This is a genomic window from Peribacillus sp. Bi134, from assembly GCF_918698065.1.
In the GTDB taxonomy this organism is placed as follows: domain Bacteria; phylum Bacillota; class Bacilli; order Bacillales; family DSM-1321; genus Peribacillus.
The window spans coordinates 251,761-268,900 of sequence record NZ_CAKKLN010000005.1; the positions used below are offsets into that span (position 1 = coordinate 251,761).

At 41.1% G+C, this 17,140-nt stretch carries 20 protein-coding genes; 3 read left to right on the forward strand and 17 right to left on the reverse strand.

Going from position 1 to position 17,140, the window contains the following annotated elements; genetic code table 11:
- Window positions 1-52: 52 nt before the first annotated feature.
- The 5 genes from LQ188_RS12450 to LQ188_RS12470 all read right to left on the reverse strand — a co-directional run bounded on the left by LQ188_RS12450 (window position 53) and on the right by LQ188_RS12470 (window position 3,369).
- Window positions 53-928 carry a superoxide dismutase gene (locus LQ188_RS12450; protein ID WP_230176969.1) on the reverse strand — a complete coding sequence of 292 codons (876 nt, stop codon included), beginning with the start codon at window positions 926-928 and terminating at the stop codon, window positions 53-55.
- A 122-nt stretch (window positions 929-1,050) separates the two neighbouring features.
- A complete protein-coding gene (locus LQ188_RS12455) occupies window positions 1,051-1,539 on the reverse strand; it encodes a YpuI family protein (protein WP_101222461.1) in 489 nt (162 codons plus the stop codon).
- A 22-nt stretch (window positions 1,540-1,561) separates the two neighbouring features.
- Window positions 1,562-1,978, reverse strand: a complete 417-nt coding sequence (locus LQ188_RS12460; protein ID WP_202190569.1) for a hypothetical protein — start codon at window positions 1,976-1,978, stop codon at window positions 1,562-1,564.
- Window positions 1,979-2,033: 55 nt separating this feature from the next.
- On the reverse strand, window positions 2,034-2,615 hold the full coding sequence (gene scpB, locus LQ188_RS12465; protein ID WP_230176970.1) for an SMC-Scp complex subunit ScpB: 582 nt from the start codon (window positions 2,613-2,615) through the stop codon (window positions 2,034-2,036).
- Window positions 2,602-3,369 (reverse strand): segregation/condensation protein A, encoded by a 768-nt coding sequence (locus LQ188_RS12470; RefSeq protein WP_230176971.1) that lies wholly within the window; start codon window positions 3,367-3,369, stop codon window positions 2,602-2,604. The genes scpB and LQ188_RS12470 overlap by 14 nt, the downstream gene beginning before the upstream one ends.
- A 214-nt stretch (window positions 3,370-3,583) precedes the next feature.
- On the opposite strand from LQ188_RS12470, the gene LQ188_RS12475 reads away from it, so the two are divergent.
- Together LQ188_RS12475 and LQ188_RS12480 are read left to right on the forward strand one after the other, a co-directional pair.
- Window positions 3,584-3,676, forward strand: a complete 93-nt coding sequence (locus LQ188_RS12475; RefSeq protein ID WP_081108854.1) for a YjcZ family sporulation protein — start codon at window positions 3,584-3,586, stop codon at window positions 3,674-3,676.
- 166 nt (window positions 3,677-3,842) lie between these two features.
- Window positions 3,843-4,379: a DUF309 domain-containing protein gene (locus LQ188_RS12480; RefSeq protein WP_230176972.1), complete on the forward strand. Its 537-nt coding sequence runs from the start codon at window positions 3,843-3,845 to the stop codon at window positions 4,377-4,379.
- A 28-nt stretch (window positions 4,380-4,407) separates the two neighbouring features.
- On the opposite strand, the gene LQ188_RS12485 is transcribed toward LQ188_RS12480, so the two are convergent.
- Complete coding sequence (locus LQ188_RS12485; protein WP_101222466.1) at window positions 4,408-4,752, reverse strand: GNAT family N-acetyltransferase; 345 nt, start codon at window positions 4,750-4,752, stop codon at window positions 4,408-4,410.
- A gap of 580 nt (window positions 4,753-5,332) precedes the next feature.
- Here LQ188_RS12485 and LQ188_RS12490 point away from each other — a divergent pair.
- Window positions 5,333-6,202 carry a DUF1002 domain-containing protein gene (locus tag LQ188_RS12490; protein WP_230176973.1) on the forward strand — a complete coding sequence of 290 codons (870 nt, stop codon included), beginning with the start codon at window positions 5,333-5,335 and terminating at the stop codon, window positions 6,200-6,202.
- A gap of 38 nt (window positions 6,203-6,240) precedes the next feature.
- On the opposite strand, the gene lysA is transcribed toward LQ188_RS12490, so the two are convergent.
- The 11 genes from lysA to LQ188_RS12545 form a co-directional block, all read right to left on the reverse strand.
- The gene (lysA, locus tag LQ188_RS12495) at window positions 6,241-7,569 is read right to left on the reverse strand and encodes a diaminopimelate decarboxylase (protein WP_101222467.1); all 1,329 of its coding nucleotides are present in this window, start codon (window positions 7,567-7,569) and stop codon (window positions 6,241-6,243) included.
- 275 nt (window positions 7,570-7,844) lie between these two features.
- Window positions 7,845-9,335, reverse strand: coding sequence for a spore germination protein (locus tag LQ188_RS12500; protein ID WP_101222468.1), 1,491 nt, complete (start codon window positions 9,333-9,335; stop codon window positions 7,845-7,847).
- Window positions 9,292-9,897, reverse strand: coding sequence for a stage V sporulation protein AE (locus tag LQ188_RS12505; RefSeq protein WP_230176974.1), 606 nt, complete (start codon window positions 9,895-9,897; stop codon window positions 9,292-9,294). Before LQ188_RS12505 ends, LQ188_RS12500 begins: the two co-directional genes overlap by 44 nt.
- A 43-nt stretch (window positions 9,898-9,940) precedes the next feature.
- A complete protein-coding gene (locus LQ188_RS12510) occupies window positions 9,941-10,363 on the reverse strand; it encodes a stage V sporulation protein AB (RefSeq protein WP_230177093.1) in 423 nt (140 codons plus the stop codon).
- Window positions 10,353-10,976, reverse strand: a complete 624-nt coding sequence (locus tag LQ188_RS12515) for a stage V sporulation protein AA (protein WP_363320591.1) — start codon at window positions 10,974-10,976, stop codon at window positions 10,353-10,355. Before LQ188_RS12515 ends, LQ188_RS12510 begins: the two co-directional genes overlap by 11 nt.
- A 152-nt stretch (window positions 10,977-11,128) precedes the next feature.
- Window positions 11,129-12,418, reverse strand: a complete 1,290-nt coding sequence (locus LQ188_RS12520; protein WP_230177095.1) for an NCS2 family permease — start codon at window positions 12,416-12,418, stop codon at window positions 11,129-11,131.
- Window positions 12,419-12,709: 291 nt separating this feature from the next.
- Window positions 12,710-13,477, reverse strand: a complete 768-nt coding sequence (sigF, locus tag LQ188_RS12525; RefSeq protein WP_101222470.1) for an RNA polymerase sporulation sigma factor SigF — start codon at window positions 13,475-13,477, stop codon at window positions 12,710-12,712.
- Window positions 13,478-13,490: 13 nt separating this feature from the next.
- Entirely contained in the window at window positions 13,491-13,931 is a 441-nt protein-coding gene (gene spoIIAB, locus LQ188_RS12530) for an anti-sigma F factor (protein ID WP_053346844.1), read from the reverse strand.
- 1 nt (window position 13,932) lies between these two features.
- Window positions 13,933-14,283: an anti-sigma F factor antagonist gene (gene spoIIAA / locus LQ188_RS12535; RefSeq protein WP_034308142.1), complete on the reverse strand. Its 351-nt coding sequence runs from the start codon at window positions 14,281-14,283 to the stop codon at window positions 13,933-13,935.
- 131 nt (window positions 14,284-14,414) lie between these two features.
- Entirely contained in the window at window positions 14,415-15,581 is a 1,167-nt protein-coding gene (locus LQ188_RS12540; RefSeq protein WP_230176975.1) for a D-alanyl-D-alanine carboxypeptidase family protein, read from the reverse strand.
- Between the two features lie 206 nt (window positions 15,582-15,787).
- On the reverse strand, window positions 15,788-17,092 hold the full coding sequence (locus LQ188_RS12545; RefSeq protein WP_101222472.1) for a pyrimidine-nucleoside phosphorylase: 1,305 nt from the start codon (window positions 17,090-17,092) through the stop codon (window positions 15,788-15,790).
- Between the last annotated feature and the right edge of the window lie 48 nt (window positions 17,093-17,140).

Genomic DNA, 17,140 nt, shown 5'->3' on the forward strand with positions numbered 1-17,140 from the left:
ACGGCTCTGTATTTGTATTTGGTTCTCCAAAAACTTTACTATATTTTATCTGTTATTGCATTTTCCAAATAAGCTTTTTCGCTTCGGTGAACCTTACGGCTGTTTTCGGCCAGTTTACAATGTCCCACCATTTGTCCACATAGGCTGCCCGATTATTTTTATATTGCAGGTAATAAGCATGTTCCCATACATCAAGAACAAGGATCGGGATTGTATCCCACTGAGTCAAAACCATATGCAATTCCGATTGAAGTATTTCTAGCCGCCGCGCACGCGGAACCCAGACTAAAATCGCCCAGCCAACACCTTCCACTTGTTTGGCAGCTTCACTAAAATGACTTTTAAAAGCGGCAAAGCTTCCAAAATCCTTCTCAATCTGGTTAAGTAAATCCCCCCTTGGCTGTCCGCCCCCTCCCGGGATCATCTCTTCCCAGAACAGCGTATGGAGATAATGGCCTGACCCATGAAAGGCTGCTTCCTTTTCCCAATGTTTCAACAAGGAAAAATCTTTTGTTTCCCTCGCTTTTTTCATCATCAATTCCGCTTTATTCAGACCATCGACATATGCTTGATGATGCTTATCATGGTGCAGATACATGATTTCCCTCGAAATCGTCGGCTCCAACGCATCATAGGCATAAGGTAACGGCGGTAGCGTATGCTTCCCAATCGGCACCGATTGCCTTTCCTGTATATTAAATTCCCTAGCGAGCTCTTCAATTTCCTCGTAAACCCGAGCCATCTCTTCTTCAATCAGGACCATATCCTCATAATCCATTTCTTCTGCATCCATATCTTTTGTCATCTCGGAAAGCCGTTCAATATTTGACAGCAATGGCGAATCGGTGATATCGATCTTCTCAAGATATTCCATCACTCCATCAACCCAATCACTTACCTCTTTAGCATAATCTCTTACATCAGACATCTTGCAACCTCCTCTTAGCCTTTATGCACATAAATCATCAAAGTATTTTATGTTTCGAATAAGCGGAGATTCCATTTATAGATAAAAAAAAACAGCTAGGCCTATTAAGCCTAGCTGTTTCATTATCTTGACTGTAACATTTTCGTCCGGTAATCCGTTTCATAAAACTCCAATTCTTCACGCATGGTCTGGAATCCACTTTCCACTGCCTTCAGAATGGTTATTATGCTGTCAGGTACACTTTGGTGAAATTTAATCGAGTTTTTCCCTGTATAGGCAGATCTGCTGTCCTCAAACCACCGATCTGATTTTGGGGAAAAGTATTCTTCGATACATTGATGATAAATTCTATAAAGCGTCTTTTCAGCTGCAGCTTTATTGAAAACATCATTTTTCAGAACGATTTGGCAAGCCTCCAAGCCCTCTTCACAACTTACAAGCATTCTTCTTAAACTAGAAAGAATCCCTTTATAATAGGTTTCATCCCCGCTTTTTTCTTCTTGCAGCTTAGAATAGGTCGTCTCATTTATAAATTCCTCTAGCTGAGCCACTGTCGTTTCTAAAAAGCCTTTTACATCCTCAAGCTGAGATTTTACCAATGTATTCCCCAACCGTGAACCCTCCTCAAAATGATTAAGATTGAATATAATAGTCAACATGTGATTCTATATCATATGGTTTAGCTTGGTCAATAGATATAAACACTTTCTCCAATTTTTCAAAATCCATATTTTCGAAATAACCAGCCAGCTCTTTTTCTGCATTTATATATATACGTTTTCGGTTAACCAGGCTCGGGTCCTTGAGTAAACAGACCATGGCAATGATATCAGCCATATAAATATCCCTGTTAGGGCTTTTGAATATGGGATTGGCGGGATATGGGGTCCAACGAGTGACCATCTCATCAAAATAGCGAAGATACAGTACATTCAGCGTCTTTTCTTCTCCATCCTTTATGTATTGTATAACGGATCGATTAAAAAAATCCTCAGGTGAATTTGACTTTGACTTTTCAAGCCCAAATCCATTGCATGCTACAATTTGCACCCGCAATCCCCCCGCATTCATTTTTTTCTATATTATCACAATTTAAAGAAAAATGTTATTCGATTGTTTGCTGAAATTTTTCAAAAAACAGATCGGCTTCACCATTTTCAAAGCTATCATCCGAATTATCGGCTAGTGGCGGTAATTCTTCTATGGAATTCAGGCCGAAGTAATCCAAAAACTCTTTTGTTGTCCCATATAAATAAGCCCGGCCGGAGCCTTCAGCACGGCCGACCTCTTTTATTAAGACTTTAGTGACAAGTGTATGAATGGGGCGTTCCGTTTTCACTCCCCGAATTTCATCAATTTCCGCTCTGGTAATCGGCTGCTTATAGGCAATGATTGCGAGTGTTTCCAAGGCAGCCTGGGACAAACCTTGAGTGCTTGATGTTTCCACTAGCCTTTTCAAGTAATCCGAGTGCTCTTTCTTTGTCGTCATTTGATAAACACCCGCTATTTCGATCACCTGAATCCCGCGTACATCAGATATATATTCTTCCTTCAAACTTTCAACGATGTCCGTTGCTTGATATTCCGTAATTTCCAGGACAGAGGCAATTTGTTTGACGGAGAGCCCTTCATCTCCGGCAGCAAACAATAATGCCTCAAGAATCCCTTTCCAATTAATAACTTCCAACTGGTTCTACACCTTCCTTAGCAGCAATCATGATTTCCGAAAAGTTATCTTCCTGTTCAACGATGATTTCATTTAGTTTCATCAGTTCCAGCACCGCCATGAAAGTGATGACGATATGCTCCTTAACCGGGAGCGAAAACAGTTCAAAAAAACTTTTCTTCCCTTTTATTGATTGTAACTCAATCATGATTTCATCCATTCGTTTCTCGATCGATATCTCTTGTTTCGTTACTTTCGTGTATAGCGGCTTTTGAATTTTTTGCCTTCGCAGCAGTTTTTGCAGAGCACCCAACATATCATATAGACTTATATTCAACTCTTGTTTATCACTTTCCACTTCTTTAACATAAACAGATAAATCACTTGGGGGTTTAGTGAACAGCAAGCTGCGTTCTTCTTCCATACCTTTAAATTCTTCGGCTGCATATTTATACTTTTTATATTCTAATAGTTTTTCCACAAGCTCGTCCCGTGGATCTTCCTCAAATATTTCCCCATCTTCATCAATCAATTGTTCATCTTCATGCTTTGGAAGCAACATTTTACTCTTGATGGCAAGCAGTGTTGCAGCCATCACCAGATATTCGCTGGCCACATCCAATTCCAGATGCTGCATCGTATGGATGTACCCTAGGTATTGATCTGTTATGTCAGCCATCGGAATATCATAGATGTCTATTTCCAGGCGATTAATCAAATGCAGGAGTAAATCCATCGGACCTTCGAAAGCGTCAATTTTAATATTATAACCCATTAAATTACCTCATTTAAATCTAATTGGCCGATAAAGGCCTATTTCTTTTACTTATCAAGTATAGTGGATTGCCGCCCTTTATCCAAATAATAATTTACTGTCCTCAGAAAAGTTCTTTAATGGATTTCCGACAAATGGGTTGATGCCCAATCACATTCCGAAATCCAACATAACCTAGAAATGTAAGAATAGCAGAACAAAGGAGGTACTCATTATGGGTGCAGGTGGTTTTGGACACGGCGGCGGATTCGCGTTTATTGTAGTATTGTTCATTTTATTAGTTATCGTCGGTGCTTCTTGGTGTTAAATGAAGGCTGATGAATCAAGCTGATTGCCTTGCAATCGGCTTTCTTTATTTTCCAAGAAAAAATTCTATGCTAAACTTGGTGAGTATACATAGTGGGTGTTAGGCTATAAGAAAATGTTATTTGCCTTACCTTAGATAATTCCATCAAACAAAAGGGGTGCTCCTATTGAATTACGCGGAAGACTACCTTTCTTTCCTAGTCCATTTCCATGGGACTAGGGATTACTTCGAATGTCATGAAATTCTTGAAGAATATTGGAAAGAAACCGCACCAAAAGAGCGTGACTCTCATTGGGTCGGGCTCATTCAAATTGCGGTTGCCCTGTATCATGATCGTAGGGGAAACAAAAAAGGGGCTGCAAGGACCTTGTCTAAAGCCCTATCAAATCTCCACCATAAAAAGGCCGAGCTCCTGGAGTTGGGACTCGATCCAGAACGACTGTACAAATTGCTCGAGGACACACATGAGCGAATGTTATCTCAAAAGCCATATGAAAGCATTAATCTGCCTATTGCGGATCAAGGCTTGATCGAAATTTGCCAGACCATGTGTTTGCAAGAAGGGTACATATGGGGTGCAGACAGCGACATGGCTAATTCCTCCATAGTCGATAAGCATCTAATGCGTGACCGTTCGGATGTCATTTCTGAAAGGGCTCGGCAGCTATCCCTTCGAAAAACAAGAAAGGAGGACCGCCCTTAAAGGTGGTCCTCCTTTCCAGCTTTCATATTCAGAATTCTTCACATCTGTCAAGAAAGCTTTCGGTAAACTCATTTGCTTTTAATTCTTTGTCAGGATATTGCTCCTTGATGGCCCTGACCATCGTTTTACCGATACCTTGCTTCCGGAAGGATGGATTTACAGATATATGTTGTATCTCAATGTGGTTTGGAGAGACTTCTATTCCGATCAAGCCCGTAATCTCTTCATCTTTCCATAAGAACAGCTGTAGATTTTCATCCGTTTCATAATTCTTCATCGTATTCCGAAGTGTTTTTATCTCTTTTTCATTTGGCATGAAAGATAATAATCCCATGGCAAACTTCTCATAACTTTTCTTATACTTAATCAACATAATATCCCTCGTTACTAAATAACGTTTTTATTATCTTCCTGTTTCCAATTAATTTGCTTTGAATAATAATCCTCACATATAACATTTACATCATACATAAAAACCTCGTTCGTTTCAACATCACTTTCAGCACTTGATTTATCGATGTGCTATGTGCTAAGCGATAAACAGCCAGTAAACGATTCCCCACATCAAAGCGATAATAAGCATCATAAGTAAAAGAGTCTTATTACTTTTCCTCATCCCATACTCCCTTTATGAATGGTCCAAATATTTAAATAACGAATTCATTCTACTATAACTTAACACAATCTGACAAATATCCTTGCAATCTTGCTTCGATTTTACTACATTGGTAAAGTGATCTAGGTTCATAGAATGCCCTCATAGGTATAAAAGACAAAGATACACCAAACTTTTTCGTTAAAAAAACGTAGCTATCTTGGGCTATATAAATTTTTTCTAGAAAATATGTATCTTTTTTATCCTTTGTTTCGTCAAATACTATGAATCTGATTTAAAGTGCCGCCCTTTTATTGAAAGATTCCCAATTCAGCAGGAAAGGTTAAGGAGGATTATCATGAAAAAAATGAATAAATGGGTCATTGTAACCATTTTATTATGCCTATTATTGCCATATAAGGCTTTTGCAGATGCAGCTGTTGGTGAAATGATCGTCACACTTGGTGAGAATCTGACGAATGAACAAAAAAATATGATTTTATCAGAAATGAAAGCACCTAATGATGTTGAGGTCCTTACGGTTACAAATGCGGAGGAACATGAATACTTAGGAGACTATATTGCTAGCCGTCTGATCGGTACAAAAGCGATTTCATCTTCTGCGATTACTTTGGAGGAAAAAGGGACCGGACTTAAATTGGAGTCGAAAAACATTAACTGGGTTTCCGATGAAATGTATATCAATGCACTGGCAACAGCTGGAGTAAAGGATGCTACCGTTTATGTCACAGCGCCAATACCCGTCTCCGGTACAGCGGCTTTGACAGGGGTCATTAAAGCCTATGAAATCTCTGCCGATAAGAAGATTCCTGAAGATGTGAAACAGGCAGCGAATGAAGAAATGGTGAAAACAGCAAAATTGGGTGACGAAATCGGTACAGAAGAAGCCTCTGCACTTGTAACGAAAATCAAAGAGGAAATGGCTGCAAATCCACCAGCCAATACTGAGGAGGTCCGCGAGGTTGTCGAGTCTTCAGCAAAAGACCTTGGAATCACCTTAAATGATGCTCAAGTCCAAAGTTTAATTGATTTATTCAATAAACTAAAAGAATTGGATATTGATTGGAACGCTGTCGGTGATCAGCTTACTGCAGCTAAAGATAAGCTTTCCAATTTTCTTGAATCCGAAGAGGGTCAATCATTTCTGGATAAATTGAAAGAAGTCTTCAGTAGTTTAATAGACGCGATCAAGTCACTTTTCAGTTGACTCCAATAAAAAAAGGATGGCCAATGCCATCCTTTTTTTTATTCTTTATTGACGACTGCCTCTTCATGAAGGGCCAAATCCAAATGGATAAGATCTTCGTACGTCTCGCGTTTGATGACCAACCGGGCTTCTCCATTTTCGGCAAAGACGACTGCCGGTCTCGGAATCCGATTGTAATTATTCGACATGGAATAACCATATGCCCCTGTACAAAATACCGCCAAAACATCACCGCGGCCGGCTTTTGGCAATGGTAAATCCCAAATCAGCATATCTCCGCTTTCACAGCATTTCCCGGCAATGGACACTGTCTCTTCTACAGGGTCAAGCGGCCGGTTTGCCAGAATTGCATCATACTTCGCCTCATAAAGAGCTGGACGTATATTATCACTCATGCCCCCATCAACGGCAATATATTTACGGACATTAGGAACTTCCTTTTCAGAACCGACCTTGTACAACGTCACACCGGCATCTCCGACTAAAGAACGGCCAGGTTCAATCCAGATTTCAGGCATTACTAAATCGGAATCAGCAATCAGGTTCTGCACTTCCCTAACGATTTCCTCAACATATTGAGACGCCGGTAGCGGATCATCCTCTTGTGTATATCGAATCCCGAATCCCCCTCCAAGATTCAATACCTTTGGTTGATACCCTACCGAATCGTGCCAATCATTCAGCTTGCCAATAATTTTTTGGGCCGCGAGAAGGAAACCTGTCGTTTGAAAGATCTGGGAACCTATATGGCAGTGCAGCCCTAGAACTTCCAGGAATTCACTTTGCAGCGCTTGCCTAAGGGCTGCTTCGGCCTGGCCATTAATAAGATCAAAACCAAATTTCGAATCTTCTTGCCCTGTCAAAATATAATCATGCGTATGGGCTTCAATACCCGGTGTTACACGAAGAAGGATTTTCACCTTTTGTTCACGGTTTGTACAAATTTCTTCCAACAGTGTCAACTCTGAAAAATTATCGACTACTATACAGCCAATGTCATAATCCAAAGCCATATGTAGCTCTTCTTCACTTTTGTTATTTCCATGAAAGTGAATCCGTTCTGTTGGGAAATTTGCCTTAATTGCCGTATACAATTCCCCCGCTGAGACAACATCGAGAGAAAGTCCTTCTTGCTCAGCCAACTGGATCATGGCAATCGAAGAAAAGGCCTTACTTGCGTAAGCAACTTGAGCCGAAATCCCCAATTCCTCAAAAGTTCTCTTAAACCCTCTTGCCCGTTCGCGAATTAGCTCTACATCATAAACATATAATGGTGTGCCAAATTGTTCGATCAATTCGATCGTGTCCACTCCGCCAATCTCCAGATGTCCACGTTCATTGACACCACCGGTTCCGTACAAATGCATGATAGCCTCACCTTCCTGACTTAAAACTAAAGATTAATAAGAAATGAGGCAGCCTCAAATAAAGAAACCCTGCTGTAAAAGGTTCTCTATATGAACAAGCCTCATCCGAATCGATTATCCCATGTAAATATTGTCCTCTATGACTGCTTAGTAGTTCGAAGGGAAAGACAGATTGGTTTAAACTCCAAAGAGTCATAGTAGCTTTATCTCTTTGTGAATCCTAACTTTACCGCTTTATCCGAATAAAATTAAATTACCACAACTTTTCGACAACATCAACCTTTAGATTTTCTTGGCTGCCTATATAAATCCTGGGGATGTACAATACTCGGACGTTCTATAGAACCTGGATAAGGTCTTCTAAATATTATATGTGACAAGGCTTTCGGCTGAAACGGTAGAAGCGGCCATAAATAAGGTGTATTTAACGTCTTTATGCTAGTAAGCATAATAATGTAGAGCGTGATGCCTATGACTAGGCCAGGCACTTTAAATATAGCGACCAAAACTATCAGTGCCAAACGGGAAATTTTATTCGCAACCCCTAGTTCTAAACTCGGAGTGACAAATGTACCGATTGTAGCCACTGAAGCGTAGAGAACCACTTCAGGAACAAAGAGGCCAACATCTATCGCTATCTGCCCTATCAAAACTGCCGCAACCAAGCCCATCGCCGTTGAAAGCGGGGTCGGAGTATGAACGGCTGCCATCCTTAGAAATTCTATCCCAATATCGGATATGAAGATTTGGACTACAATGGGTATATGCGTTTTTTCATTCGGTCCGATAAACTCGAACTTTTCCGGCAGGAGGGAAGGCTCTAAACAAAACAATAACCATATCGGCAGCAAGAATAACGAAACGAAAATCCCTAGAAACCGGACCCAGCGCACCAATGTCCCAACGGCAGGTGCCTGCCGATACTCCTCAGCGTGTTGCATATGATGGAAAAGAGTGGACGGGGTAATGATGACACTCGGTGAAGTATCCACATAAATAAGGACATGCCCCTCAAGCAAATGCGTTGCCGCCACATCAGCCCGTTCCGTGTATCTGACAAGCGGGTATGGATTATACCTTTGATTGACGATGAACTCTTCGATCGTTTTATCAGACATCGTTATGCCATCAACCTCAATATTATTCAATTCCTTACGAACGATTTCTATTAAATCGGGATCGGCAATATCTTTAATGTAGCCGATGGATATATCCGATTTCGATCGTTCCCCTACATGCAGCATTTCGAAACGTAATCTTTCATCCCGGATTCTCCGTCTGGTTATCGCTGTGTTAATGATGATATTCTCGACAAAACCATCCCTTGATCCACGGACGACTTTTTCCGTATCTGGTTCTACTGGCTGTCTCCCGGGATAACTCCTGACATCCACAACCAATCCTATTGGTTTGCCATCAACAACAACGACTATTAAACCGGATAATACCTGATCAACAAGCTCATCCATCGTCTTTATTTCCTGAACGGATTGGTGTACGAGCAAGTCTTTGACTACATCAAAAACTTTAGTAGACACGATATCGGCATTTTTGTTATGAATAAGAGAATCGAGGATATCAATGATGTACTCTGTATCCGTCAGCCCGTTTATATAGTAAATATGAACATCTTTTCTATAGACCTTTATCTTTCTTACTCCTAAGTCGAAGCTGACGCCTAGACCTACTTTCTCTTCCATGTACGCGTCAACTTCCGCTACCCTACTCGGAATCGGCATCATGTCTTGAGGTTTTTCTGAAGTCATCATGACCACTCCTTTCCAATATGATTTCCACCGCTAGCTTCGTTATCGGTGCTCCTCTTTTAAAATCGTCCTGATGGGACATTTTCCCTATATCTCCTATCCCCACTACGATGGGAACATGTAATTGATCAATGCAATACACCGTATCTCCTGTTATCTTTCCCAGTTCAAATTCCTCGGCGCCGTATTTATCAACCCCGTTCGGTGTCAAATTACCATCACGGTCAATACAGATATCCACCTTGGTCCATTCTTCCCTTCTAGTCTTTGAAGCGACCGCTATTACGCCAAGGACATTAATATCAGGGTGTCCGGCAACTACCTTCATTGCCTGTTCGCCTGATCCTTCTCCTATAAAACCGCTATCATCAAACATGACCAATACAGGATCATACTTCGCCTTTTTTATTAATTCAACTAACTCCAAGCCCGTATATCGTGATGGATTACCTTGGGACATGGAGATACATCTTCCCCCAATTTCCTTGGCTACATGCTCGACAGCCCGTTTCGCATACTCATCTCCATCCGTAATCAATATCACTTTTCGTTTGGTCACCATCTTGGGCCTACCTTTCATCATCAGGAATAGTTACCTCATAATCTTATAAATCGACAAAATAAATCCATTGGAATAATGATCCGGCTATTTTCCCCAATACGAGTGCCATCAACAGATAAATGATCTTCTCTTGAATTCCGATTCGTTTTGAAAGAACCGGAAATACATTAAGGACTTCAGTTAAGGCAGCAGCAAGCATCCCATTAAATATCCCGTCAGCCAAACCGATTGGAATTAATAAAAAATGCGGGAGGTAAAGTTCCGTCTCCTGTAATCCTAACCAAGTTCCTGCGACAACTCCGGCTATGATGGCTCCTTCGTAGTAATGTATCATTTTCATTGTTTTTGTCAGCTGAGTCAGCCTCGGAATCACCCCAAGTACAGTTAAAAACGCTACAAAACCGGCACCTGTCGCAAAACCCCCGGCTAAACCGACAAAGATTCCGAAGATGATTTTACCGGTCATCAAGGTGGCGCACGTTCTCCTTATTTTCATTCATGATTACATAGCGGTCCAAATCCTGCTGATAGTTGAACATTTCAACCTCGAGCGGACTAGGCTCCTCATTGAAGCGTTTTTTAAAGAAGTGATTAAAAAATAGAATCATGCCCATACCAAGGCCGAAGCTATATGGGATTTGAATCAATAACGGCTTATCATCCACTTTTCCCGTTATTATAGTAAAGATTTTTTGATGCACTTCCCCCATGCTGACATCCACATGAAAATTCATTATCGTCATTCCGCCGCCGACAAATAATAAAAACCAAACTAAGGCGAATGTCAGGTATGACATTTTCTTTTTCGAGAGGATGATTTCGATGATCGTTTGAGATGGCCCGAATGTCTCCACTTCAATAGTCGAATCCACCTTGCGGATGGCCATGATAACTTGAGCCAAATCAATGACAATAATATTCCTATCTTCCTTCTTGACCGTTAATAATATGATTTCTTCAATTAAGGTGATCACTTCTTCAGGTCCGATTATCCTTGCAATATCTTTTATCCTCACCGTTTGATTTCCCTTTACTTGTACACGGTTCCTCATCCTGATATATACAACTGCCACTATCATCACATCCCGACCTTTTATTTCCTTATGCTAGTAGTATGGATTGGAAGCAGTTTGAAAATGCAGGAAGTGAACCATGTCCATATATTACTAATTTGAAAACAAAAAAAGACATGCTGCAATGACAGCATGTCTTTTTGATTTAGATTCATACTTTAATGAGTGGGGAAGAAAATCAGCTGAACCAAAAATATCAATCCAAAAATATAAATGAGCGGATGTACGGATTTTCCTTTTCCACTAAATACCTTCATAAGGGGATAAGTAATGAACCCGATTGCAATGCCTGTAGATATACTTGAAGTAAGCGGCATCGTTAAAATGATCGCAAATGCAGGAAATGCCTCATCGAAAATTTTCCAATTGACTTTAGCCAGCCCTTCCATCATGAAACATCCCACGATGATCAAAACAGGAGCTGTGATTGCTTGAACTGAAGAAATTGCCGATATCAATGGAGAAAAGAAAATCGATGCAGCAAACAAGATTGCCACGACTGTAGAGGTTAATCCCGTACGTCCGCCAGCGGCCACTCCCGTACTTGATTCAACATAGGCAGTCGAAGGGCTTGTACCAAACATCGAGCCGACTGTTGTCGCAATCGCATCACCTAAAAAGGCTTTCTTGGCTCGGGGGATTTTCCCATCCTTCGTTAGTCCTGCCTGTTCCGTCACGCCAATCAAGGTTCCTGTCGTATCAAAAATCGTCACAAGTAAAAAGGCGAAAACAATTGAATATAAAGAATTCGTGAAGACCCCGGCAATATCGATATCAAAAAATACCGGTGTTGGAGGTACAGATAAGACCCCATCGAAGTTGAGCAAACCGATAAAGTAGCCAATGATTGCCGTAACGATCATACCAATGAAAATTGCCCCTTTAATATTACGGGCCATAAAAATCAAGGTAATGAATAAGCCTGCTAATGCTAAAACGGTTCCAGGCTGATGCAAATCGCCAAGAGTCACCATAGTTGATTCATTAGGAACTACGATTCCTGCATTTTTTAATCCGATAAACGCAATGAATAAACCAATTCCTGATGTGATGCCATATTTTAATGAATTAGGAATCGCATCAATTATCATTTTACGCAAGCTTGTCACGCTAATTAGCAGAAATAGCAAACCAGCAATGAAAACCGTACCGAATACGGTCTGGTATGAAAGACCCTGAGCACCCACTACGCTGGCAAAATACGCATTCAAACCCATCCCTGGTGCTATCGCAATCGGGTATTTTGCAACGAGTCCCATGATAAGGGTACCGATCACCGCTGATATGACCGTTGCCATGAAAACTTGCTCAAATGGTATTCCGATTGAAGACAATAAAGCCGGATTCACGATTAGGATATAAACCATAGTTAAAAATGTCGTAACACCCGCCATGACTTCTGTACGGACATCCGTCCCATTTTCTTTCAGGGAGAAAAACTTTTCCATAAACATATTTTAGACCTCCAGATCTAAAGGAAACACCGACAACCGTTTGCACGAAAAGACAAGGTGTCCTAATATTGTACTGCATCAACGTTTTTCCTAATCAATATTGATTAAAAGAAAGCTAAAAAAACGAATGAAAAACGCGACCTTTACTATAATATTCGTTTTTAATCCTAAATTCAACTAAAAAATTCGACCCCGCTCATATTTTCATTCTACTTGATAAGAACCACTTTTACTTTTTCCTAAAATCAATCATTTATTTTCAAGCTCAATGAAAAACCACATGAATCATTGATTCATGTGGTTTTTCATTTGCTGAAGAATCTTCTTTTCCAGCCTTGACACCTGGACTTGGGAGATGCCAAGCCTTGCCGCCACTTCCGATTGCGTCTGATCTTTATAATACCTCAGGAAAACAATCAGCCTTTCACGTTCATTCAATTCTTGTATGGCTTCTTTCAAAGCAATTTGATCGAACCAGGAGGTTTCATTATTGTCGGCAATCTGGTCAAGAAGAGTAATCGGATCTCCATCATTTTCGTAAACCGTTTCATGGATGGATGAAGGGCTCCTGCTAGCTTCTTGGGCCATGATGATTTCCTCTGGCGACAGCTCTAGATGTTCCGCCAATTCATTGACAGTCGGAACTCGGCCATACGTCTTTGAAAGCTCCTCTTTGGCCCTGCGAATTTTATTCGCCATTTCCTTTAATGACCGGCTTACTTTAACCGTTCCGTCATCACGGATAAAACGTTGGATTTCACCAATGATCATAGGCACAGCATACGTTGAGAATTTCACTTCAAACGATAAGTCAAATTTATCCACGGACTTTAACAGACCAATACAGCCTATTTGATAAAGGTCATCCGGTTCGTAACCTCGATTGAGGAATCTTTGCACTACTGACCATACAAGCCTCAGATTGCTGTTGACAATCAGATTTCTCGCATCTTGGTCACCGCTCTGGCTGCGTTGGATTAAATTCCGCAATTCCTCATCTTTTAAATGGGGCTGGCCTTTCTTGCCCTTCTCGTTTTTAACCTCCACATCCATATGCAAGTCTCCCTTAATTGCACAAAGCTCTGCTTGTAGTTAAGTGCTTTTTTAATCGAATGATCGTGCCTTCGCCCTTATGGGAAATTATATTGATTTCATCCATGAAGTTTTCCATGATGGTGAATCCCATTCCGGAACGTTCAAGTTCGGGTTTTGTCGTAAATAACGGCTGTTTAGCCTCCTCGACGTCTTCAATGCCCAGTCCCTCATCCCGGATGGTCAATTCCACAGTATCGCCTTCGATGATCACTGAAATGTATACCCAACCTTCCGGGTCACTCTCATACCCATGGATAATCGAATTCGTAACGGCTTCTGACACGACAGTCTTGATCTCTGTCAATTCATCCATCGTCGGGTCCAATTGGGCAATGAAAGCCGCAACAGTTACCCTGGCAAAAGATTCATTTTGGCTAAGTGCAGAAAATTTCGTTTCCATTTTATTTTTCATTTTAGGCAACCCCCAGTCTTTGCAAAGCGTTTTTTTCGGATAGTTCCATTTTAACAATTTTAAACAACCCTGACATCTCAAATAACCGCTTTACTGCCGGAGAAATTGCACATACCACCATTTCACCTTGCTTTTTATTCACCTGCTTATAGCGCCCTAAAATAACTCCAAGCCCTGAACTGTCCATAAAATCCAATTCTTCCATGTTAAGGATGATATGTTTGATATTATGCTTTTGAATGGCTGCCTCTGCCTGGTTTTTCAATTTTTCTGCTGTATGATGATCTAAATCACCTTTGAGACGAATGCACAATACGCGATTTTTCGCCTCCATATTAATCGTAAGACTCATTATATACAGCCTCCTTCACTGTCTTATAAAGAGTCAAATTCTCTTTTTCACCTGCCGATTCCTCCTTACTAGCAAAACTAGTGGAGTTTCGCCTAAATTAGTACGATTAACAGGTATTGCGACAATTTATTCTATTTCGCTTGGGTAAACATGCCGAAAGCCCGTTTATACAATTGCCACCAGCTGGCATTTTCAACAGTTTCCTTCGCAACAATCGGAGATTCGACATACACCTTGCCGTTTTTCTTCAATTCAAGCGTACCAATTTCATCACCTTTTTTAATCGGGGCATCCAAATCTTTATCAAGCGTGATTTTTTTTGTAAAGTCCTTTGCCGTTCCATTTTTGGCTGTCAAAACTGAAATAGGTTCACTTGTCACACCCACCACCGATTTCTTGTCGCCTTTACTTACCTTTGCTTCACCTAACACCTCGCCGCGTTTATAAATCGGGTATGTGATATATTGTGAAAATGCATAATCTAACATCTTTGTGACCTGAGCATTTCGTTCCTTAGGAGAAACGGCTCCGAAAACGACGGCAATGACACGCATATTCCCTTTTTTTGCGGTCGCTGTCAAACAATACTTCGCTTCATTTGTGAATCCTGTCTTCAGTCCATCGACCCCAGGGTAAAATTTCACTAATCTGTTCGTGTTGACTAGCCAGAATTTCTTTTCGGTATTTTCACGGAGATAATCTTCATATGTACCCGTGAACCTTGTAATCGTATCGTATTTCAATAATTCCTTCGCCATGATCGACATATCATGTGCCGAACTGTAATGATCTTTAACAGGAAGGCCTGTTGCGTTTTGGAACTTTGTATTTTTCAACCCGAGGTCTTTCGCCTTTTTGTTCATTTTCCTAACAAACTCTTCTTCCGATCCAGCTAGACGTTCTGCCATCGCCACCGATGCATCATTCGCCGAACCAATCGAGATGCCCTTGAGCATTTGTTCTGTGGTCATTTCTTCACCTGGCTCGAGGAAGATCTGGGAACCGCCCATTGATGCTGCATACTCACTAGTCCTGATTTTCTCCTTCATGCTAAGTTCGCCTTTATCGATCGCTTCCATGATCAGCAGCATTGTCATGATTTTCGTCATGCTTGCCGGCGAAAGACGAACGTCTGCATTTTTATCATAGAGAACAGTACCTGTATCCCGTTCAATCAAAATAGCCGATTTAGCATTTGCCGCCAATTCGACTCCTTTTTCCTCAGCTGCTTTTGTATGTGGGACGCTAAAACCCATTGCTACCAATACGGTTAAAAATAGAGAAAGAATCCGCTTCATCTCCATACCCTCCAATCTTTATAGGATTTATTTTTTCCATTAAACCCATTTTTATACAAATAAAGATGAATTTTGAACATATACTGGATATAGGGTAACGAAGTGAACCAAATTAAAAGAGGATGCGCATGGGCATCCTCTTTTAAACATTCAATGAAATAAACGTAAAAAGGCCACGCAAAAGCGCGGCCTTTTTTGGAAAATATTTATTCCATGATCTCTTTATAGATCAATGTAGGTTTTTCTACTTTCTCTTTTGAAATCGCAATGCTTTCATACAATTTTTCTTTTACCTTTGAAACATCTTCAAAGTTGCTGTAAATCGTCACAAGGGATTCACCTTTTGCCACGGTTTCCCCTATTTTTTTACGAAGTACCAGTCCGACTGCCAAATCAATCTCTGATTCCTTAGTCGCCCGCCCGGCACCTAACAGCATGGCTGCCGTTCCTACTTCATCAGCGATGATCTCCGATACATATCCGTCCTCTTTCGCTTCCAGCTCGAAAGTATGGGCAGCCTGCGGCAGTTTTTCCGGCTGATCCACAACCGAACCATCGCCTCCCTGCGCTTCTAGGAAAACCTTGAATGAGTTAAGTGCAGAACCATCCTTAATCGCATTTTCCAGCAAGGTTCTTGCTTCCTTCAGAGAACTTGCCTTTTTGGCAAGGTATACCATATGGCTTCCTAGTGTTAAAGAAAGTTCCGTTAAATCTTCCGGTCCTTCTCCTTTAAGTGTATCGATGGCTTCCTTCACTTCTAAAGCATTTCCGATTGCGTAACCCAACGGTTGGCTCATATCGGAAATGACAGCCATCGTATTTCGCCCTACATTGTTTCCGATGCTAACCATTGCATGCGCCAACTCTTCGGAATCTTCAAGCGTTTTCATGAAAGCGCCCGCTCCCGTTTTAACATCAAGTACGATTGCATCAGCACCAGCTGCGATTTTCTTACTCATGATCGAGCCAGCAATCAAACCGATACTGTTAACGGTAGCCGTAACATCACGCAATGCATATAGCTTTTTGTCGGCTGGAGTCAGGTTACCACTTTGTCCAATGACAGCTATCTTATTTTTATTAACAAGTCGTATGAACTCGTCGTTTTCTATTTCGACATGAAATCCCTTTACAGACTCCAACTTATCGATCGTTCCGCCTGTATGGCCAAGACCGCGTCCTGACATCTTTGCCACTGGAACACCTACAGCAGCAACCAATGGCCCAAGCACTAATGTTGTCGTATCACCAACACCGCCTGTTGAATGTTTATCGACCTTAATTCCTTCAATCATCGATAAATCAATTTGATCTCCTGATTCGACCATTGCCATGGTTAAATCAGCACGTTCCTGCTCATTCATGCCTTTGAAGTAAACAGCCATTGACCAAGCGCTCATTTGGTAATCCGGAATCGATCCGTCGGTAAACCCTTTGATGATGAACTGTATTTCTTCTGTAGTAAGAGCCTTTCCATCACGCTTTTTCTCGATTAAATCTACCATTCTCATATTAGAATCCCCACTTTTTTAAGGACACCGCTTCTCTTTAGGTGTACT

Bases quoted from the DNA above. Each gene is read 5' to 3' on its own strand.
- LQ188_RS12505 (WP_230176974.1), bottom strand. From the start codon at position 9,897: ATGGTGACCAAACGAAAAGTGATATTGATTACGGATGGAGATGAGTAT.
- sigF (WP_101222470.1), bottom strand. From the start codon at position 13,477: ATGGATGTGGAGGTTAAAAACGAGAAGGGCAAGAAAGGCCAGCCCCAT.
- LQ188_RS12475 (WP_081108854.1), top strand. From the start codon at position 3,584: ATGGGTGCAGGTGGTTTTGGACACGGCGGCGGATTCGCGTTTATTGTA.
- LQ188_RS12470 (WP_230176971.1), bottom strand. From the start codon at position 3,369: ATGGGTTATAATATTAAAATTGACGCTTTCGAAGGTCCGATGGATTTA.
- lysA (WP_101222467.1), bottom strand. From the start codon at position 7,569: ATGCATTTGTACGGAACCGGTGGTGTCAATGAACGTGGACATCTGGAG.
- LQ188_RS12510 (WP_230177093.1), bottom strand. From the start codon at position 10,363: ATGACCGGTAAAATCATCTTCGGAATCTTTGTCGGTTTAGCCGGGGGT.
- LQ188_RS12545 (WP_101222472.1), bottom strand. From the start codon at position 17,092: ATGAGAATGGTAGATTTAATCGAGAAAAAGCGTGATGGAAAGGCTCTT.
- LQ188_RS12485 (WP_101222466.1), bottom strand. From the start codon at position 4,752: ATGTTGATTAAGTATAAGAAAAGTTATGAGAAGTTTGCCATGGGATTA.
- LQ188_RS12450 (WP_230176969.1), bottom strand. From the start codon at position 928: ATGTCTGATGTAAGAGATTATGCTAAAGAGGTAAGTGATTGGGTTGAT.
- LQ188_RS12490 (WP_230176973.1), top strand. From the start codon at position 5,333: ATGAAAAAAATGAATAAATGGGTCATTGTAACCATTTTATTATGCCTA.
- spoIIAA (WP_034308142.1), bottom strand. From the start codon at position 14,283: ATGAGTCTTACGATTAATATGGAGGCGAAAAATCGCGTATTGTGCATT.
- LQ188_RS12540 (WP_230176975.1), bottom strand. From the start codon at position 15,581: ATGAAGCGGATTCTTTCTCTATTTTTAACCGTATTGGTAGCAATGGGT.
- LQ188_RS12500 (WP_101222468.1), bottom strand. From the start codon at position 9,335: ATGACTTCAGAAAAACCTCAAGACATGATGCCGATTCCGAGTAGGGTA.
- LQ188_RS12515 (WP_363320591.1), bottom strand. From the start codon at position 10,976: ATGATAGTGGCAGTTGTATATATCAGGATGAGGAACCGTGTACAAGTA.
- spoIIAB (WP_053346844.1), bottom strand. From the start codon at position 13,931: ATGAAAAATAAAATGGAAACGAAATTTTCTGCACTTAGCCAAAATGAA.
- LQ188_RS12520 (WP_230177095.1), bottom strand. From the start codon at position 12,418: ATGGAAAAGTTTTTCTCCCTGAAAGAAAATGGGACGGATGTCCGTACA.